Source organism: Aquimarina gracilis, assembly GCF_035285365.1.
Lineage (GTDB): Bacteria > Bacteroidota > Bacteroidia > Flavobacteriales > Flavobacteriaceae > Aquimarina > Aquimarina gracilis.
The window spans coordinates 199,320-214,305 of record NZ_JAYKLX010000004.1 but is presented as its reverse complement, the minus strand read 5'-3'; the positions used below and the strand labels follow the sequence as shown (position 1 = coordinate 214,305).

Genomic DNA, 14,986 nt, shown 5'->3' with positions numbered 1-14,986 from the left:
CCGAATTTCCTCAGAATCTATTTTAAAATTCATCGGTAACACACCCTTGGGATGCCGATGATACTGTTTTTGCATATTTGTAAAGTACCCCTCTACTAAACTTAAGTTCGGGTTGTATCCAAGATGCTTTCCTTTTTTCAATTTCAGCTTCATCAATTGCTACTGTAATTGAATTGGTTTCAGCATCTATTGTAATAATATCACCATCCTGAACAATACCAATTAATCCACCTTCTTGTGCTTCAGGGGTGATGTGTCCGACGACAAAACCATGGGTTCCCCCAGAGAATCTTCCATCGGTAATCAAGGCTACATCTTTACCTAAACCGGCTCCCATAATAGCAGCAGTAGGTTTTAGCATTTCTGGCATTCCTGGTCCTCCCTTAGGTCCTTCGTACCTAATGACGACTACATCTCCTTTTTCTACTTTCCCTTCTTTAATACCATCATTTGCGGCATATTCACCATTGAAAACTTTTGCTTTTCCTTGAAAACGCAGTCCTTCTTTACCAGTGATTTTTGCTACACATCCATCTTCGGCCAGATTACCAAACATAATTCTAAGATGTCCAGTTGGTTTTATAGGGTTTTCGAGAGGCTTTATCACATCTTGCCCTTCGCTTAAATCTGGTACATCCAATAGATTTTCTGCCAGTGTTTTACCCGTTACTGTCAAGCAATCACCGTGAAGTAATCCTTGTTTCAATAAATACTTCAGAACTGCAGGTATTCCACCAACATTATGCACGTCTTCCATCAGGTACTTTCCACTAGGTTTTAGATCTGCCAAGAAAGGTGTTTCATCACTTATTCTTTGAAAATCAGCTAGTGTAAATTCTACATCTGCAGCACGTGCAATGGCTAAAAAGTGTAATACCGCATTGGTAGACCCTCCAAGGATTGTAACAAGACGTATTGCATTTTCGAGCGACTTTTTGGTAACAATATCCTTTGGTTTAATATCTTTTTCCAATAGCACTCTCATAGCTCTACCTGCTGCTATACTTTCTTCCTCTTTGTTTTTACTAATTGCCGGATTAGAAGAGTTGTAAGGCAATGACATCCCTAAAGCTTCAATAGCCGAAGCCATAGTATTTGCCGTATACATTCCACCACATGCGCCCGCACCGGGGCATGCTTTTTCTATTACGTTTTTATATTCTTTTTGGGTAATGGTCCCTGCCACTTTTTCTCCCCACGCTTCAAACGCAGAAACTACATCTAATTTTTTACCTTCATGACAACCAGAAGCGATTGTACCACCATACACCAAGATCGCAGGACGATTTAATCGAAGCATTGCCATTAATGCTCCAGGCATATTTTTATCACATCCTACTACGGTCACCATTCCATCATATGACATAGCTTGCACTACCGTTTCCATAGAATCTGCAATCACATCGCGAGAAGGAAGTGAAAAACGCATTCCCGGGGTCCCCATAGAAATACCATCACTAACTCCTATTGTATTAAATATTAATCCAACTACATCTTCTTCAAGCGTTCCTTTCTTCACTAATTTTGCCAAATCATTTAGGTGCATGTTACATGGATTTCCTTCGTATCCTGTACTTGCAATACCAACCAAAGGTTTACTAAAATCTTCATCGGTAAGACCGATAGCATGTAACATAGCTTGTGCAGCGGGCTGCGTATCATCTTGTGTGACCTGTTTACTATACTTATTTAAGCTCATTCCTTTTGAATGTATATTATTTTGTTAATTTTTCAATATTTTAACCTATTTATTGATATATTCTCATCAATACAAATAATCCTCAGTATAAAATTATTTCGTTACGTCTAAACCATTGCATATAATTAAACATCCTTACAATATCCAATACCACCTTTAACACTTTTAACTACTGATTTACAAATACTTACAATCATATTATTTACAATCACTATTTGTTAATTTTTATTAAACATTCACCTTAATTCAAAAAAAACTCCCTTCAAGTTTTTGAAGGGAGTTTTTTGTTTAAAGTATACCAATGCCCTTCCTTATGGTGAACAAATCACCACAATGATAATGACATTACTAATTATGTTTTTATACATCTTTATACTTTCTTAAAAAGAAAAATCCCTTTGTAATCACAAAGGGATTTTTTATTTCGGTTATATCAAAAATATCCCTTTACCGAGATAAAGTAATCACCTCGATAATGACATTATTGATATTTAAGTTTTTTATTTTCATTCTTGATTCAAATATAGAAAAATATTTCATTTCCTTCAGTTATTATTACAAACTTTTTGAATAGCAGTAGATTCTACCCTGCAGCAAGATGATTTCAGCCAGCTATTTTAAATACACTACTAGTTTTTCAAAATAGGGTTTCAATCAATTTTGATTAGTTTATTTTTCATGCAATAAATGACTAGTCCTACTCTTGTTTTTACCTCTAGTTTTTTAAATACTGCTTCCCGGTAGTTCTCTATGGTTTTTGGACTTAACCCCATCTCTTCTGCAATATCTCTATAGGTAAGTTCTGAGCAAGCATGTTTTAGAAAGCCACGTTCTTTCTCTGTTAATCTTTCATGAAAGTCCCCACTATCATCTACATTTTCAGAATTGCGCAAAGCATTTTCAATCTTGCCAGAATAGTAAAATCCTTGTTCGATTACCATTTTCATAGCAAATTCGAAGTTTTCCGGGTGGATATCCTTTAGCAAATACCCTTTTGCACCATTCCTAAGCATTTTGATAATGGTATCCTCGTCATCTTCCATAGTAAGCGCCAACACCTTTTGCTCTGGACGGTTTTCTTTTAACCATTGCATAGTTTGTATACCATCCATTACTGGCATTTTTACATCCAAAAGGATCAGGTCAGGCACCTTACGTTTATGCATATAATACTGAGTGAGCTCTTTTCCATTTTTTAGAATAGCCAACACCTCATACTCTTCTAACTTTGTTATTAAACTTTCTAATGATTGTGCGAACAATAAATGATCATCAACAATAACAATGCTCTTTTTCTTCATTTATTTAAGTTTTTAATCAAGCCTTATCCTTTACAGGGTAAGACAACGCAATTGAAACACCTTTGCCTGGAGAAGATGTATAATCATATTTAGCCTTTAATAAGGCTGCACGGCTTTTCATATTTAACAACCCAGAATTTGCCTGTACCGATTTCATATCAAAACCTACGCCGTCATCCTGTATTTTAATATTCAACTCTTCGGACGCATACTCTAGCTCAACATATAGATGAGAAGCTTCGGCATATTTAATGGTATTTGAGAAAAACTCCTGAATTATTCGATACAAAATGATCTCATCTTTAGGATTTATATGATATTCATCTCCTTTAATCACCAGTTTTGTTTTAAGAAACCGAAGTTTTTCAAATCTCTCTAACTCTACTCGTATTGATTTCTCTAACCCAATATTATGAATAACTTCATTATTCAAAGTTTTGGATAAATTACGAATTTCCTGCAAACTATCTCCAACCAATTTACGAACATCCTGTAAAGAGTTGGTTGCCTCTTTATCCAAAGAAGTACCCAGAATATTAATTTGCATTACTGCTGTAGATAATAATTGCCCTATGTTATCGTGAAGTTCCCAACTTACATTTTTAAGGGCCTGTTCCTGAATCTCGATACGAGATTTAAAGATCTCGTCTTCAAATCGTTGTTCGGCTTTTAATTTTTCAAGAAGTAGTTTATTCTTACGACGTTGAAAGGCAATAAAAAATATAATACCGAAAACTATAAAAAAAAGAATAATTATGGTAAAATAAATTAAGAGTAAGATTTGTTCTTTTTCAAGCATACAATAAAACCAATAGTATAACAAGTATACAGAAAAATGATAGCACTATTCAAAATTATTTTTCTAACATCAACAAAGTAAGGACTTCTATCAACGTCATAGTACTGACTATAAATAAACAACGGAGTTACTGCGAGATGAAAAATAATCGCCCCAACAGCAACATAAAATGGTATAGTTTTATAGAATGTCAAAATTTTATCACTTTGTAACATTTCATACAAATACAAAATTCCTCCAATAAAGAGTACAATTGTCCCAACAATGTAAGTATAAGCGGAAACACCTACAAAATAAATGTCAGTGAAAATTAAATTAATAATTGATGTTATAACATAAAGAATAGTTAATATTTTCATAAACAACTTAAAATCCTTCACCTTATAGTTTAAATAAAAGTAGTAAACATAAAATGAGAAGTTAAAAATAAAAAATATGTTATAAAGCCAATGATTTTCTTCCAAAAAGGTTCCTTTTAAAAACGGAAAGAAACCACCATAGTACATTAATGCAGGTAAAACTCCAAATAATTCAATAAAAAAAGTAAGCCACAGAAAATAAACAAAATATCGAGAAGGTTTATCTTCTCGATATTTCTTTATATAAAAACTGCCCACAATAGCAGCCATTAATTCAAAAATTAAATAAGAGAAAAGGAAGCCCATCCTTAGTAATCAGTTGGTGGGATTCCACTTGATCCTCCATTAAATGGAGGAACATTATAATTGTTAGGAGCACTGTCTCCATCCTTACCAAGCTCACCTGCAGGTGCTCCTGTAGGAGCCAAAAAAGCCGTGGCATATCCTCTTTTCATTTTACACTTTTCCGAAGGGTATGCTCCAAAATACAATCTAATCCCCGGATCATCAATCCCCATTTTTCTAGATTTTCTCTTCACGTACTTCAAATAATCCATTAACTCCTCTACACTCCACCAGAATTCTCTAGTATCTTCAAATCCAATGCAACGATCTATTTCAGGTGTTCTGGTATTACACCAATTCTTTTGAAGATCTTTAGCTTCTTCTATACTTATGCACTTTTCGGGTCGTTTTTTTCCCATAACATTTTACTTTTTAGGTTAACTTGTGCTAATATTACCAAAAAAGAGGCTTTTACGCAAATAGCGCTACCCTTTTTGAGGTTTTTATGGTGAAAAAATATGGTAAAACGCTAATGCTATTCAGCTACTTAAGATCATCTCAAAAAATACAAAAAAATTAACCCCAGGGGATTTTCCCCCTATAGGCCCTAGGGGATTTTTCCCCCTATAGAAATTTATAGTTAAACACCAAGACTATTAGAACTTCTAACTAATAAGTTTAAATGTACATTTTTCACTTGCCCTTTTTTGAACTATTGCGCTAATCGCGTCCTGACTTAATTGAAGTATTCTCGGGTAACCACCTGTTGTTTGACAATCTCTCATCAAGACAATCATTTTTCCAGATGGAGTTAATTGTATAGTGCCGGGTAAAACTGGTGAGGTTAATATCGAAGGAAGATTATTGGGCAATTGTTCAGTAAGTTGAAGAGCCATTCTATTTGCAACAGATGAAATAGTGAATTCTGTATTAAGCAAGTCGTGTTTTTGATCATTGGATAAAAGTACAAATTCAGGTCCCCGGTATACCAACAATTCATTCGAATTTTGTAATAATGTATTGGACGAAATACTTGAGAATTTTTCAGTGAAGTTAATGCACTCTTGATAGTCAATTTCATCATCTTTTTTTAATACTCCATTTTGAGTAACACCATGATAAAACGACCTACTATTTAATCGCATATCTGACATAAATCCTTTTACAATTCCTACATAACCGTATTTATAATTCTTACAAAAACTTGCAGAAAAAATATCATTCTTATTTACCTTTACTTGACAATTCAAGTTAATCTTATTACCATTCAGAAAACAACTTGCCATTGCACCGGTAACACTTATTACCGTCTCCTTAGAAAATTGTAATATCGGCGGTCGGTATACCCATTCTATACACGCATCATTTTCTTCATTATTTAGAAGTGCATTTGCCAAACGAAAAGAGTTTTGATCCATTGCTCCACTAAAAGGAACACCATAAGTTGCAAAGCCAAATCTTCCCATATCTTGAATAGAAGAATAGAATCCGGGATCAATTACTTTTACAATGCCAGCTATCATAAACTTACAGATTCTGGTGTATAAATACTTAAATTAACCAAAGAACTTATATCGTTATATCCATTTTCCGATATCGATATAAATTGAATTTTATCCTTAGGCAAAATATAGCATGGAGGGCTCACTTCGGGATCAAAAAAATTGAGAGGACAACGACCGATAACATGCCACCCTCCCGGACTATCCTGAGGATACACTCCTGTTTGATTTCCACCTATGGCAACCGAACCTTTTTTTACATCTAAAGAAGGTGAATTCTTTCTAACAAAATTCAATTTTTTATCCAGCCCTCCCAAATAAAAAAAACCAGGCAAAAACCCTAAAAAATACACTTGATATATTGGAGCTGTATGTAAATCGATAACATCACCTATAGTAAACCCTTTTGCTTTACAAAATGATTCTAAATCTGGAGCCAAAGCAGGGGAATAACAAACAGGTATCTTCCACAACTTGTTTTCCGCACCTTTGAATGATTTTTTTTGAGAATACAGTAATTTTAACGTTGAAACTTCATTATAGATATCCTCTATAGTAGACTTATAAAAAATTAATAACGAGTTATATGATATGATTACCTCAACAATTTCTTTAAACTTTTCTTTTTCAAGAGTATTTTTATAAAATATAATATCCTGATGTATATTCTTATCTATTTTTGCCGGCCATTCAATCAAAATTGCATTTTCTGAGTATCGTTTATAGTGTAATTCGTAACTCATAAATCTATCTAAAAATGAAATCTGTATTAGTAAGTTTATTTTTCAAAAATTCTAAAATTTTAACCGAATTTGGATTATCACCATGAACACAAATTGTATCAAAATTAACTACTCGTTCCTCTCCCCCTATTGTCCTAATTTCGTTTTTGGACAGCATTCTAAAAACGTGATCAAAAACCTCCATCGGATCCTTTATCACAGCCCTCTTTTCTGACCTGGAAACTAAGGTTAAATCACTATTATAATTTCTATCCGCAAACACTTCATATTTAACAGTCAAAACATCGTTACTAAGATAAGATAATTTTGAATCCTTTGGAGTAATTATATATAAATTTTTATCGATATTTTTTACTGATTCAAGAATTGATTTTGCTACTTCACTATTTTTTACGGCATCATTATATAATGCTCCATGAGGTTTTACGTGATGCAATTTTTCACCTGCTTTTTCAGTAAAATACTTTACCAATAATATTTGATCTGTAATTGTATTCACCAAATCACCATAAGGTAACATAAGACTTTTTCTTCCGAAGTTCTCTCTATCTGGATACGATGGATGAGCTCCAATTTTCACATTGTTTTCAATAGCCAACTCTATCGTTTTCTGAATCACTTTTTCATTACCTGCATGACTTCCGCAAGCTATATTACACCAACTGATATAAGGCATAATTTGAGCATCAAATCCTGCCTCCTCTCCAACATCTGCATTAAAAACAATTTGATTCATTTCCTACATTTATTAGTAAAAGTTCTTACAAATTAATTACCACTTTCCACACACTTCTTAATCCAAGAAATATAGTTACAAGTACTATTAAAACACCCACTAGATTCTGAAGTCTTGAATTGGTATATGAACCCAAGATTTTTTTACTATTCATAACCCATAAAAGGAAACCAGCGATGATTGGTAGCAAGAGTCCATTGGCTACTTGTGCAAACTGAATAATCTCGATTGATTTTATACCCAATGAAGAGAAAACAACTCCCAATAAAAGGATAAACATCCAAACCGATCTAAACTTGTTACTTCGAAGTCCTCCCTCCCATCCTAAACAACCTTGTACAACATAGGCCGCCGCCAACGGAGCAGTTATAGCAGAAGTAATTCCAGCAGCAAAAAGCCCCAAAGAAAGCACATATTTGGCCCCAGATCCAAAAATTGGTTCCAGGCTTTTTGCCAAATCTGCGGCACTGTTAACTTCTAAATTCTGAATCGAAGCTCCAGCAATAATAATAGACATTGACATTATACCTCCTACAATTATTGCTATAAGTGTATCTTTTCGTGCCAGCGGTAATTGATCTGGCTTGTTCCATTTTTCTTTTACTAAGGATGCATGAAGAAAAAGGTTATAAGGCACTACGGTTGTTCCTATTAATCCGACAACAGTAAAAAGCTTTTCCGATTCCAACGAAGGAACGAATCCATGGAGTATTAAAGATAAATTTGGCTTTGTAATGATGGCTGTTATCACAAATGCTATACTCATACAAAGAACCAATACAATTAAACTACGTTCTAATACTTTATAATTACCTATATACAATAGAGCAAAGGCCACCCCCCCTATGATTAGACTAAGGTAATTTATGGTAACATTTCCAAAAACGAGATATGGAGATCCTACTATAGTTGACAACCCCAGCACTCCTCCACTAATATTTCCAGCTTCGTAAGCCGCATTTCCAACAAAAATTGCCGATATAACAATTGCAACAAGAATCGATCTTAGAATTTTATTCTCAAATTGAGATTTTAACACCTCACTTAATCCGTTTTGAGTAATAATTCCTAATCGTGCCGACATTTCTTGTAAAATTATACAAGCGACTACAGATAAAGTCAATGCCCATAACAATGTATAACCAAATTTGACTCCTGCCAGGGTACAAACTGTAACCGTTCCCGGACCAATAAAAGCAGCTGTTACCAAAGTACCAGGACCTATACTAGAAAACCATTTCTTCATAAAAATACATGTGTATTCTTAAAAATATTGATTTCCCTTAGGACCTTGATCGAATTGTTAATAAGAAGCTAGAATAGTTTATAAATTTTTACCCTAACCAACCATCACGATCAAGGCTTCTGTATTGTATTGCTTCTGAAATATGATCTCCTTTTATATTTTTGGACCTTTCAAGGTCTGCAATAGTTCGTGAAACTTTTAGGATTCGATCATAAGCCCTGGCAGAAAGGTTAAGACGTTCCATAGCTGTTTTCAACAAGACTTTTGAATCTTTATCCAATTCACAAAATTCACGTAATTGTTTTACTCCCATTTGAGCATTATAATGGATGTTTTGTAAGGCAAAAAACCTCTTCGTTTGTATTTCTCTAGCAGCGATAACTCGTTTTCTAATTTCGTTGCTTGACTCGCCCCTTCGTTCTTCGCTTAACTTATCAAAAGGCACTGGTGTAACTTCTACATGAATATCAATTCTATCAAGAAGCGGACCAGAGATTTTACTGAGATAACGTTGCATTTCTGCTGGAGATGAAGTCACGGGGGCATCGGGATCATTAAAATACCCTCCTGGACTAGGGTTCATACTTGCTACAAGCATAAAACTAGAAGGATAAGTAACCGTAAACTTTGCTCTTGAAATAGTCACCTCTCTATCTTCTAAAGGTTGCCTCATCACTTCGAGCACCTCTCTTTTAAATTCAGGCAATTCATCCAGAAACAAAACCCCATTATGAGACAAAGAGATTTCGCCGGGCTGGGGATAACTACCTCCTCCTACAAGAGCTACATTTGAGATCGTGTGATGTGGACTTCTAAAAGGTCGTTGTGCCATAAGTCCTGAATTTTCTTTTACCCGCCCCACCACACTATGGATTTTGGTAGTCTCTAGCGCTTCTTGCAAAGACATAGGTGGTAAAATACTTGGCAATCTTTTGCTAAGCATTGTTTTTCCGCTACCCGGAGGTCCAACTAAAATTATGTTATGTCCCCCGGCAGCAGCTATCTCCATACATCGTTTAATACTTTCTTGTCCTTTGACATCTGCAAAGTCGAATTCGGGATTATTTAGTGCTAAAAAAAACTCTTCTCTGGTATCTACAATGGTCTTTTCTAAGCCCCCTACTCCTTCAAAATAATCTATAACTTCTTTAATGTTCTCAACACCATATACCTCAAGATTATCCACTATTGCAGCTTCTTTTGCATTTTGCTTTGGTAAGATAAATCCCTTAAATCCTTCTTCTCGAGCTTTAATTGCTATGGGCAATGCACCTTTTATTGGTTGAAGACCTCCATCTAAAGACAACTCGCCCATGATAAGGTAATCTGAAATATTGATTGCCTTAATCTGCGAACTTGCAGCAAGAATCCCAAGAGCCAAAGTAAGATCATAAGCTGATCCTTCTTTTCTCAAATCGGCAGGCGCCATATTGATTGTAATTTTTTTTCCTGGTAATTTATAACCATTATTTTGTAGAGCCGCAGCAATTCTATAACTGCTTTCTTTTATTGCATTATCAGGCAAACCAACAAGGTGATATCCTATTCCTTTATCAATATTAACCTCTACTGTTATGGTAGTTGCCTGGACACCAAAAACCGCACTCCCGAATACTTTTATTAGCATGTTCAATTCTTTAATTTTAAAACAAAAGTAAAAGGAGCTAGTTTCATTTTTTGAAACTGAGGATTTCTTGGGACTTTAAACTTTTTATAAAAGCAAAAACCTAAAAACTCATCTAAGTTTTTAGGTTTTAAAAAAGCAGGTTTTCACTCTGTATTACGCATGAATTGTTACATCAAAGCTTCAACCTACTTTTTCATACGAATTGCATAACAAACAATTTATACTACTACTTCTTTATGCACTTGAAATAGTTTTTCATTCAAAAATTTAAGAGTTGGTATCTTATCTTTGGTATCTACTAGAATTGAAATATTATTATTACTACCTCCATACGAAACCATTCTTACAGGGATATAGTTTAGAATCTCGAAAAGTCTATGAGAGTTTTTATCATTTATTACCGACTCCCCCACAATACAAATAATACTATGGTCTTGTTCTACCGTTACCTCGGCATAACTCTCTATTTCTTTAACAATTTTATCAAGGTTGGTCGTATTGTCGATAGTAAGAGATATTGCAATTTCTGAGGTGGTAATCATATCTATCGAAGTATGAAAGTTATCAAAAACCTCAAAGATCCTCCTCAAATATCCATGAGCCATTAACATTCTATTAGATTTGATTTTAATAGCCGTAATTCCATCTTTTGCAGAAATTGCCTTAAGCCCTTTCTTGTGTATGCGATTTGAAATGATGGTACCTTGGGCTGCAGGATCGAAAGTGTTTTTCAGAAGCACTGGAATATCCTTTCCTACTACGGGAGAAACGGTTTGAGGATGAAGAATTTTCGCTCCAAAGTAAGCAAGTTCGGCCGCTTCATTATAGGTAAGGTGTGCAATTGGATGAGTACCTTCAACATATCTTGGATCATTATTGTGCAATCCATCAATATCTGTCCAAATCTGAACTTCTGAAGCCTCTAATGCTGAACCTATAATGGTGGCGGTATAATCACTTCCTCCGCGTTTTAAATGACTAATTTGCCCTTCTCTATTTTGGCAAACAAAACCTTGGGTAATAAAAAGTGAAGATTGAAGATTACTGTCTAAAACTTTTTGCAATCTTCTCTGAACCTTTTCTATATTTGGGTTTTCTACAGCATCCACATGCATAAACTCCTTTGCGTCCAACAATACATTGGAAACTCCTTCAGAATTTAAAAAACCAGAAAAAATAGCAGTAAGAAGCGTTTCGCCATAGGTTATTATTCTAGAATTAACCTCTTCAGAATACTCCTGATTTGACACTTCAAACATTTCGGTTATTATTGCAGAAATTTCTTCTTTAAGAGTATTCCTAATCTCTTGATCGGCTATTAAAGTATCAATAACATCGATATGTTTGCTTTCGAGCCTATGAAGACTTCTAGTAATCGCCTCACTATCTTTTAGCTTTATGCTTTCTACCAAACGAACTAAGTGGTCTGTAACCCCAGACATAGCAGAGCACACAACAATCTTGTCATCTTGATCAGATATAAGAATTTCTCTTACTCTTTTTAAGTTTTCAACCGACCCTACAGATGTTCCTCCAAACTTTAATACTTTCATCAATCTATTTTTTCTTTATTTTTTAACACTGCATAAATAATTAATTACACACTAACTATAAATATTTTAAAAGAAAAAATATAAATTTGCACAAGATGTTAAATATATAACAATGAAAACTATAACAGATTGCGTGCACAATATTTTAAGGCATCAGCCTTTTCTTGAAGATGCTTTGTCCAGAAATATTATAAATTTTAGTTCTTTGGCGGTAGATTTATTGCCACAGGTTGAAAAAGTAATGAGAAAACCTGTTAAACCAGGATCTATTGTAATGGCATTAAGGCGATACCATCCAAGAAAAATTAAACATATCGATAATTTAAGAAATCTTGGTGATATTGTAGTACGGTCAGGAATAACAGAATATACCTTTCTTAATTCTAATACAATATTAACCAGTCAATCTAACTTATTAAATAGTGTCAAGAACGAGGCTAAGGCGTACTTTACTTATTCCAGTAATTTTCAGGAAAGCAATATTTTGGTAACATCTTCCCTTAAAGAAATTGTCGAAAAGCATTTTAAAGATGAAACTTGTATCTCTGTAATGGATAATTTGTCTTCTATGTCTATAGCACTTCCAGAAGACAACTCTAAGGTAATTGGTTTATATTTTTACATCTTCAAATTACTTGCTTATGAAGGGATCCCTGTTTTCGAAGTTATATCAACCTCTAACTACTTTACCCTATTTTTAGAGAAAGAGCATGTTAATAAAGCATTCTTACTAATGAATGAAATTAAAGAGAGTTAAGACAATAAAATAGTGTAATACATAAAAACCCACATAAATGCGGGTTTTTATGTATTAAAATCCTGATATCATTACCAGATTTGAACTCTTTTTTCTGGAGCCAAATACATTTGATCACCTTCTTTAATATCAAACGCATCATAAAATGCCTGAACATTTAATAAAGGTTGTATCGCTCTTGTTGTACCGGGTGAATGTGGATCTGTCTTAATCTGCGTTCTTAATGCATCTTCCCTAATTTTGGTTCTCCACACCGTAGCCCAAGACATAAAGAAACGTTGTTCTGCAGTAAATCCATCAATCTTTTCTGGCTTTCCATTTTCTGCAAAATGCAATTGTAACCCGTCATACGCTCCTAGTACACCACCAAGGTCACCTATATTTTCACCTAAAGTAAACTTACCATTAATGAATACACTATCAAGAACTTCAATAGCGCTATACTGCTCTGCTAATGCATCTCCTCTTTCAGTAAATGCTTTAAGATCATCTTCAGACCACCAGTTTTTAAGGTTTCCATCTGAATCAAAACGTGCACCAGAATCGTCAAATGCATGTGATATTTCATGACCAATAACAGCACCTATACCACCATAATTTACAGCCTCATCAGCAGTATAATTATAGAAAGGAGGTTGTAAAATAGCAGCAGGAAAAACAATTTCATTATTAAGAGGGTTGAAATAAGCATTTACCGTTTGTGGAGACATCCCCCATTTGGTTTTATCAACTGGCTCTCCAATATCTTCATAATTCTTATCCTGTGCCCACTTATCAACAGCAGCCATATTTTCATAATATGTTTTATCTGCCGAAACATCCATTTTTGAATAATCCTCCCATTTATCTGGATATCCAATCTTCACGGTAAACTTATCAAGTTTTTCGATTGCTTTTTGTTTTGTTTCTTCTCCCATCCAATCTAATTTCTGGATACGTCCCTTGTAGGCTCTGATTACATTTGCAATCATTTTTTCAGCCTTTGCCTTTGCCTCTGGCGGGAATTTTTCGTCTACATACAATTGTCCAAGTGCCTCTCCAACTGTCGCATTTACCGTGGCAAGAGCACGCTCATTTGCAGGACGTTGCTCTTTTTGGCCTCTCAAATATTTGCTATAAAACTCCCAATTAGCCAATTCAACATCTGTTGTTAGTCTTCCGGCTGCGCTATTAAATGTATCCCAACGAAGTAAAGTTTTTACATCTTCTATTGGAGTTTCTTTTAGGAAACCATCTAACGCTTTTGTATATCGTAATTGCGTAACAATTAAAGTATCAAACTTTTTTGTAATTCCAAGATCACTAACTAACTTATTAATATCTATAGAAGACAGAATTGCATCGGCTTCTGAAATTGATCTTGGATTATTATAGTTACGGGCATCTCTGCGTTCTACTTTATCTAATCGTGGTTCTGCTAATTTTGTTTCAAGCTCCAAAATTTTATCTGCTGCTTTTTTTGCATCAGCTTCAGAATCACCCAACATCTTAAGCATTCTAACAATATGCTTTTTATATTCATCGCGAATTTCTTTAGACTTATCATCTTGGTCAAGATAATAGTCTCTATCTGGCAACCCTAAACCACTGGCTCCAAGGTAAACAGCATTCATTGAACTATTATTTAAATCAGCCGATGCTCCGATCCCTAAAAACGGAGAAGAAACCGATGGGTTTTTGGCTAACACCGTTTGCAAGTCAGTTAAATTTTTAATAGACGCAATGTCATCAAGTGCGCCTTGTAACGGCTTCAGACCTGCTTTATTTCTAGCAACAGTATCTAATTTTGTATCAAAAATAGCAAGAGCCTTAGCTTGATCTGTTTCGGCTCCATATTTTCCACTTTCTTTGGCTTTTGCTAAAATTTCAAGCACATCATTATCGGTTGATTTACGCAGCACTCCAAATCCACCCCAGCGGGTACGATCTGCAGGAATTTCAGTATTTTTCATCCAATTACCGTTAACGTAATTGTAAAAATCATCTTTAGGATTAATACTAGTATCCATATTTTCCAGGACTATTCCAGGGATTTTTTCCACTTCGGCAACATCTTTGTTGTCTTTTGCATCATTCTTACAACTGACAAAAGCAACAACACATGCAGCTAAAAAATACACTTTTTTCATTTTTATATTCATTGTGTTATTAAATTGAGATTAGTTATTTGTAATTTGACGTAAGAATTAACGATTTGTTACGTCAACAAGGGCGTAATTTATGTAAAATGAAGGATGTTTTCTGGATTATTACTTTTTTTAACGAAAAAACAAGAGCGCTTCATAAACTAATTCTTTGAAAATAAACATAATATATTTAATAGTTTTTCCTTTTTATACACATCACTTACAAGGGCAAAATGAATTAGGCTGCTAATCC

Annotated in this window: 12 protein-coding genes; 1 reads left to right on the top strand and 11 read right to left on the bottom strand. The window is 34.4% G+C overall.

The annotated features are described in order from the left end of the window. Window positions 1-22 precede the first annotated feature (22 nt). The 10 genes from ilvD to U6A24_RS09455 form a co-directional block, all read right to left on the bottom strand. A complete protein-coding gene (ilvD, locus tag U6A24_RS09500; RefSeq protein ID WP_324179727.1) occupies window positions 23-1,699 on the bottom strand; it encodes a dihydroxy-acid dehydratase in 1,677 nt (558 codons plus the stop codon). Between the two features lie 650 nt (window positions 1,700-2,349). After that, a complete protein-coding gene (locus U6A24_RS09495; RefSeq protein WP_324179726.1) occupies window positions 2,350-3,000 on the bottom strand; it encodes a response regulator transcription factor in 651 nt (216 codons plus the stop codon). 16 nt (window positions 3,001-3,016) lie between these two features. Next, window positions 3,017-3,799 carry a sensor histidine kinase gene (locus tag U6A24_RS09490; RefSeq protein ID WP_324179725.1) on the bottom strand — a complete coding sequence of 261 codons (783 nt, stop codon included), beginning with the start codon at window positions 3,797-3,799 and terminating at the stop codon, window positions 3,017-3,019. Window positions 3,800-4,466: 667 nt separating this feature from the next. After that, window positions 4,467-4,862 carry a hypothetical protein gene (locus U6A24_RS09485; RefSeq protein ID WP_324179724.1) on the bottom strand — a complete coding sequence of 132 codons (396 nt, stop codon included), beginning with the start codon at window positions 4,860-4,862 and terminating at the stop codon, window positions 4,467-4,469. A 246-nt stretch (window positions 4,863-5,108) separates the two neighbouring features. Next, window positions 5,109-5,966: a 5-oxoprolinase subunit C family protein gene (locus U6A24_RS09480; RefSeq protein ID WP_324179723.1), complete on the bottom strand. Its 858-nt coding sequence runs from the start codon at window positions 5,964-5,966 to the stop codon at window positions 5,109-5,111. Then, window positions 5,963-6,688: a 5-oxoprolinase subunit PxpB gene (gene pxpB / locus U6A24_RS09475; RefSeq protein ID WP_324179722.1), complete on the bottom strand. Its 726-nt coding sequence runs from the start codon at window positions 6,686-6,688 to the stop codon at window positions 5,963-5,965. Before pxpB ends, U6A24_RS09480 begins: the two co-directional genes overlap by 4 nt. A 4-nt stretch (window positions 6,689-6,692) precedes the next feature. Next, a complete protein-coding gene (gene pxpA, locus U6A24_RS09470) occupies window positions 6,693-7,424 on the bottom strand; it encodes a 5-oxoprolinase subunit PxpA (protein ID WP_324179721.1) in 732 nt (243 codons plus the stop codon). 25 nt (window positions 7,425-7,449) lie between these two features. Beyond that, window positions 7,450-8,670 carry an Nramp family divalent metal transporter gene (locus U6A24_RS09465; protein ID WP_324179720.1) on the bottom strand — a complete coding sequence of 407 codons (1,221 nt, stop codon included), beginning with the start codon at window positions 8,668-8,670 and terminating at the stop codon, window positions 7,450-7,452. Between the two features lie 88 nt (window positions 8,671-8,758). Then, window positions 8,759-10,297, bottom strand: coding sequence for a YifB family Mg chelatase-like AAA ATPase (locus U6A24_RS09460; RefSeq protein WP_324179719.1), 1,539 nt, complete (start codon window positions 10,295-10,297; stop codon window positions 8,759-8,761). Window positions 10,298-10,515: 218 nt separating this feature from the next. Further along, window positions 10,516-11,850, bottom strand: a complete 1,335-nt coding sequence (locus U6A24_RS09455; protein ID WP_324179718.1) for an aspartate kinase — start codon at window positions 11,848-11,850, stop codon at window positions 10,516-10,518. 112 nt (window positions 11,851-11,962) lie between these two features. Here U6A24_RS09455 and U6A24_RS09450 point away from each other — a divergent pair, with 112 nt between their 5' ends. Further along, complete coding sequence (locus tag U6A24_RS09450) at window positions 11,963-12,607, top strand: hypothetical protein (RefSeq protein ID WP_324179717.1); 645 nt, start codon at window positions 11,963-11,965, stop codon at window positions 12,605-12,607. Window positions 12,608-12,678: 71 nt separating this feature from the next. Here the strand turns inward: U6A24_RS09450 and U6A24_RS09445 are convergent, their stop codons facing one another. Continuing rightward, entirely contained in the window at window positions 12,679-14,736 is a 2,058-nt protein-coding gene (locus tag U6A24_RS09445; protein ID WP_324179716.1) for a M13 family metallopeptidase, read from the bottom strand. Window positions 14,737-14,986: the final 250 nt, after the last annotated feature.

Excerpts from the sequence above, each read along its gene's own strand:
- U6A24_RS09455 (WP_324179718.1), bottom strand. The coding sequence starts at position 11,850 with ATGAAAGTATTAAAGTTTGGAGGAACATCTGTAGGGTCGGTTGAAAAC.
- U6A24_RS09480 (WP_324179723.1), bottom strand. The coding sequence starts at position 5,966 with ATGATAGCTGGCATTGTAAAAGTAATTGATCCCGGATTCTATTCTTCT.
- U6A24_RS09445 (WP_324179716.1), bottom strand. The coding sequence starts at position 14,736 with ATGAAAAAAGTGTATTTTTTAGCTGCATGTGTTGTTGCTTTTGTCAGT.
- U6A24_RS09490 (WP_324179725.1), bottom strand. The coding sequence starts at position 3,799 with ATGCTTGAAAAAGAACAAATCTTACTCTTAATTTATTTTACCATAATT.
- U6A24_RS09495 (WP_324179726.1), bottom strand. The coding sequence starts at position 3,000 with ATGAAGAAAAAGAGCATTGTTATTGTTGATGATCATTTATTGTTCGCA.
- ilvD (WP_324179727.1), bottom strand. The coding sequence starts at position 1,699 with ATGAGCTTAAATAAGTATAGTAAACAGGTCACACAAGATGATACGCAG.
- U6A24_RS09485 (WP_324179724.1), bottom strand. The coding sequence starts at position 4,862 with ATGGGAAAAAAACGACCCGAAAAGTGCATAAGTATAGAAGAAGCTAAA.
- U6A24_RS09450 (WP_324179717.1), top strand. The coding sequence starts at position 11,963 with ATGAAAACTATAACAGATTGCGTGCACAATATTTTAAGGCATCAGCCT.
- pxpA (WP_324179721.1), bottom strand. The coding sequence starts at position 7,424 with ATGAATCAAATTGTTTTTAATGCAGATGTTGGAGAGGAGGCAGGATTT.
- U6A24_RS09460 (WP_324179719.1), bottom strand. The coding sequence starts at position 10,297 with ATGCTAATAAAAGTATTCGGGAGTGCGGTTTTTGGTGTCCAGGCAACT.
- pxpB (WP_324179722.1), bottom strand. The coding sequence starts at position 6,688 with ATGAGTTACGAATTACACTATAAACGATACTCAGAAAATGCAATTTTG.
- U6A24_RS09465 (WP_324179720.1), bottom strand. The coding sequence starts at position 8,670 with ATGAAGAAATGGTTTTCTAGTATAGGTCCTGGTACTTTGGTAACAGCT.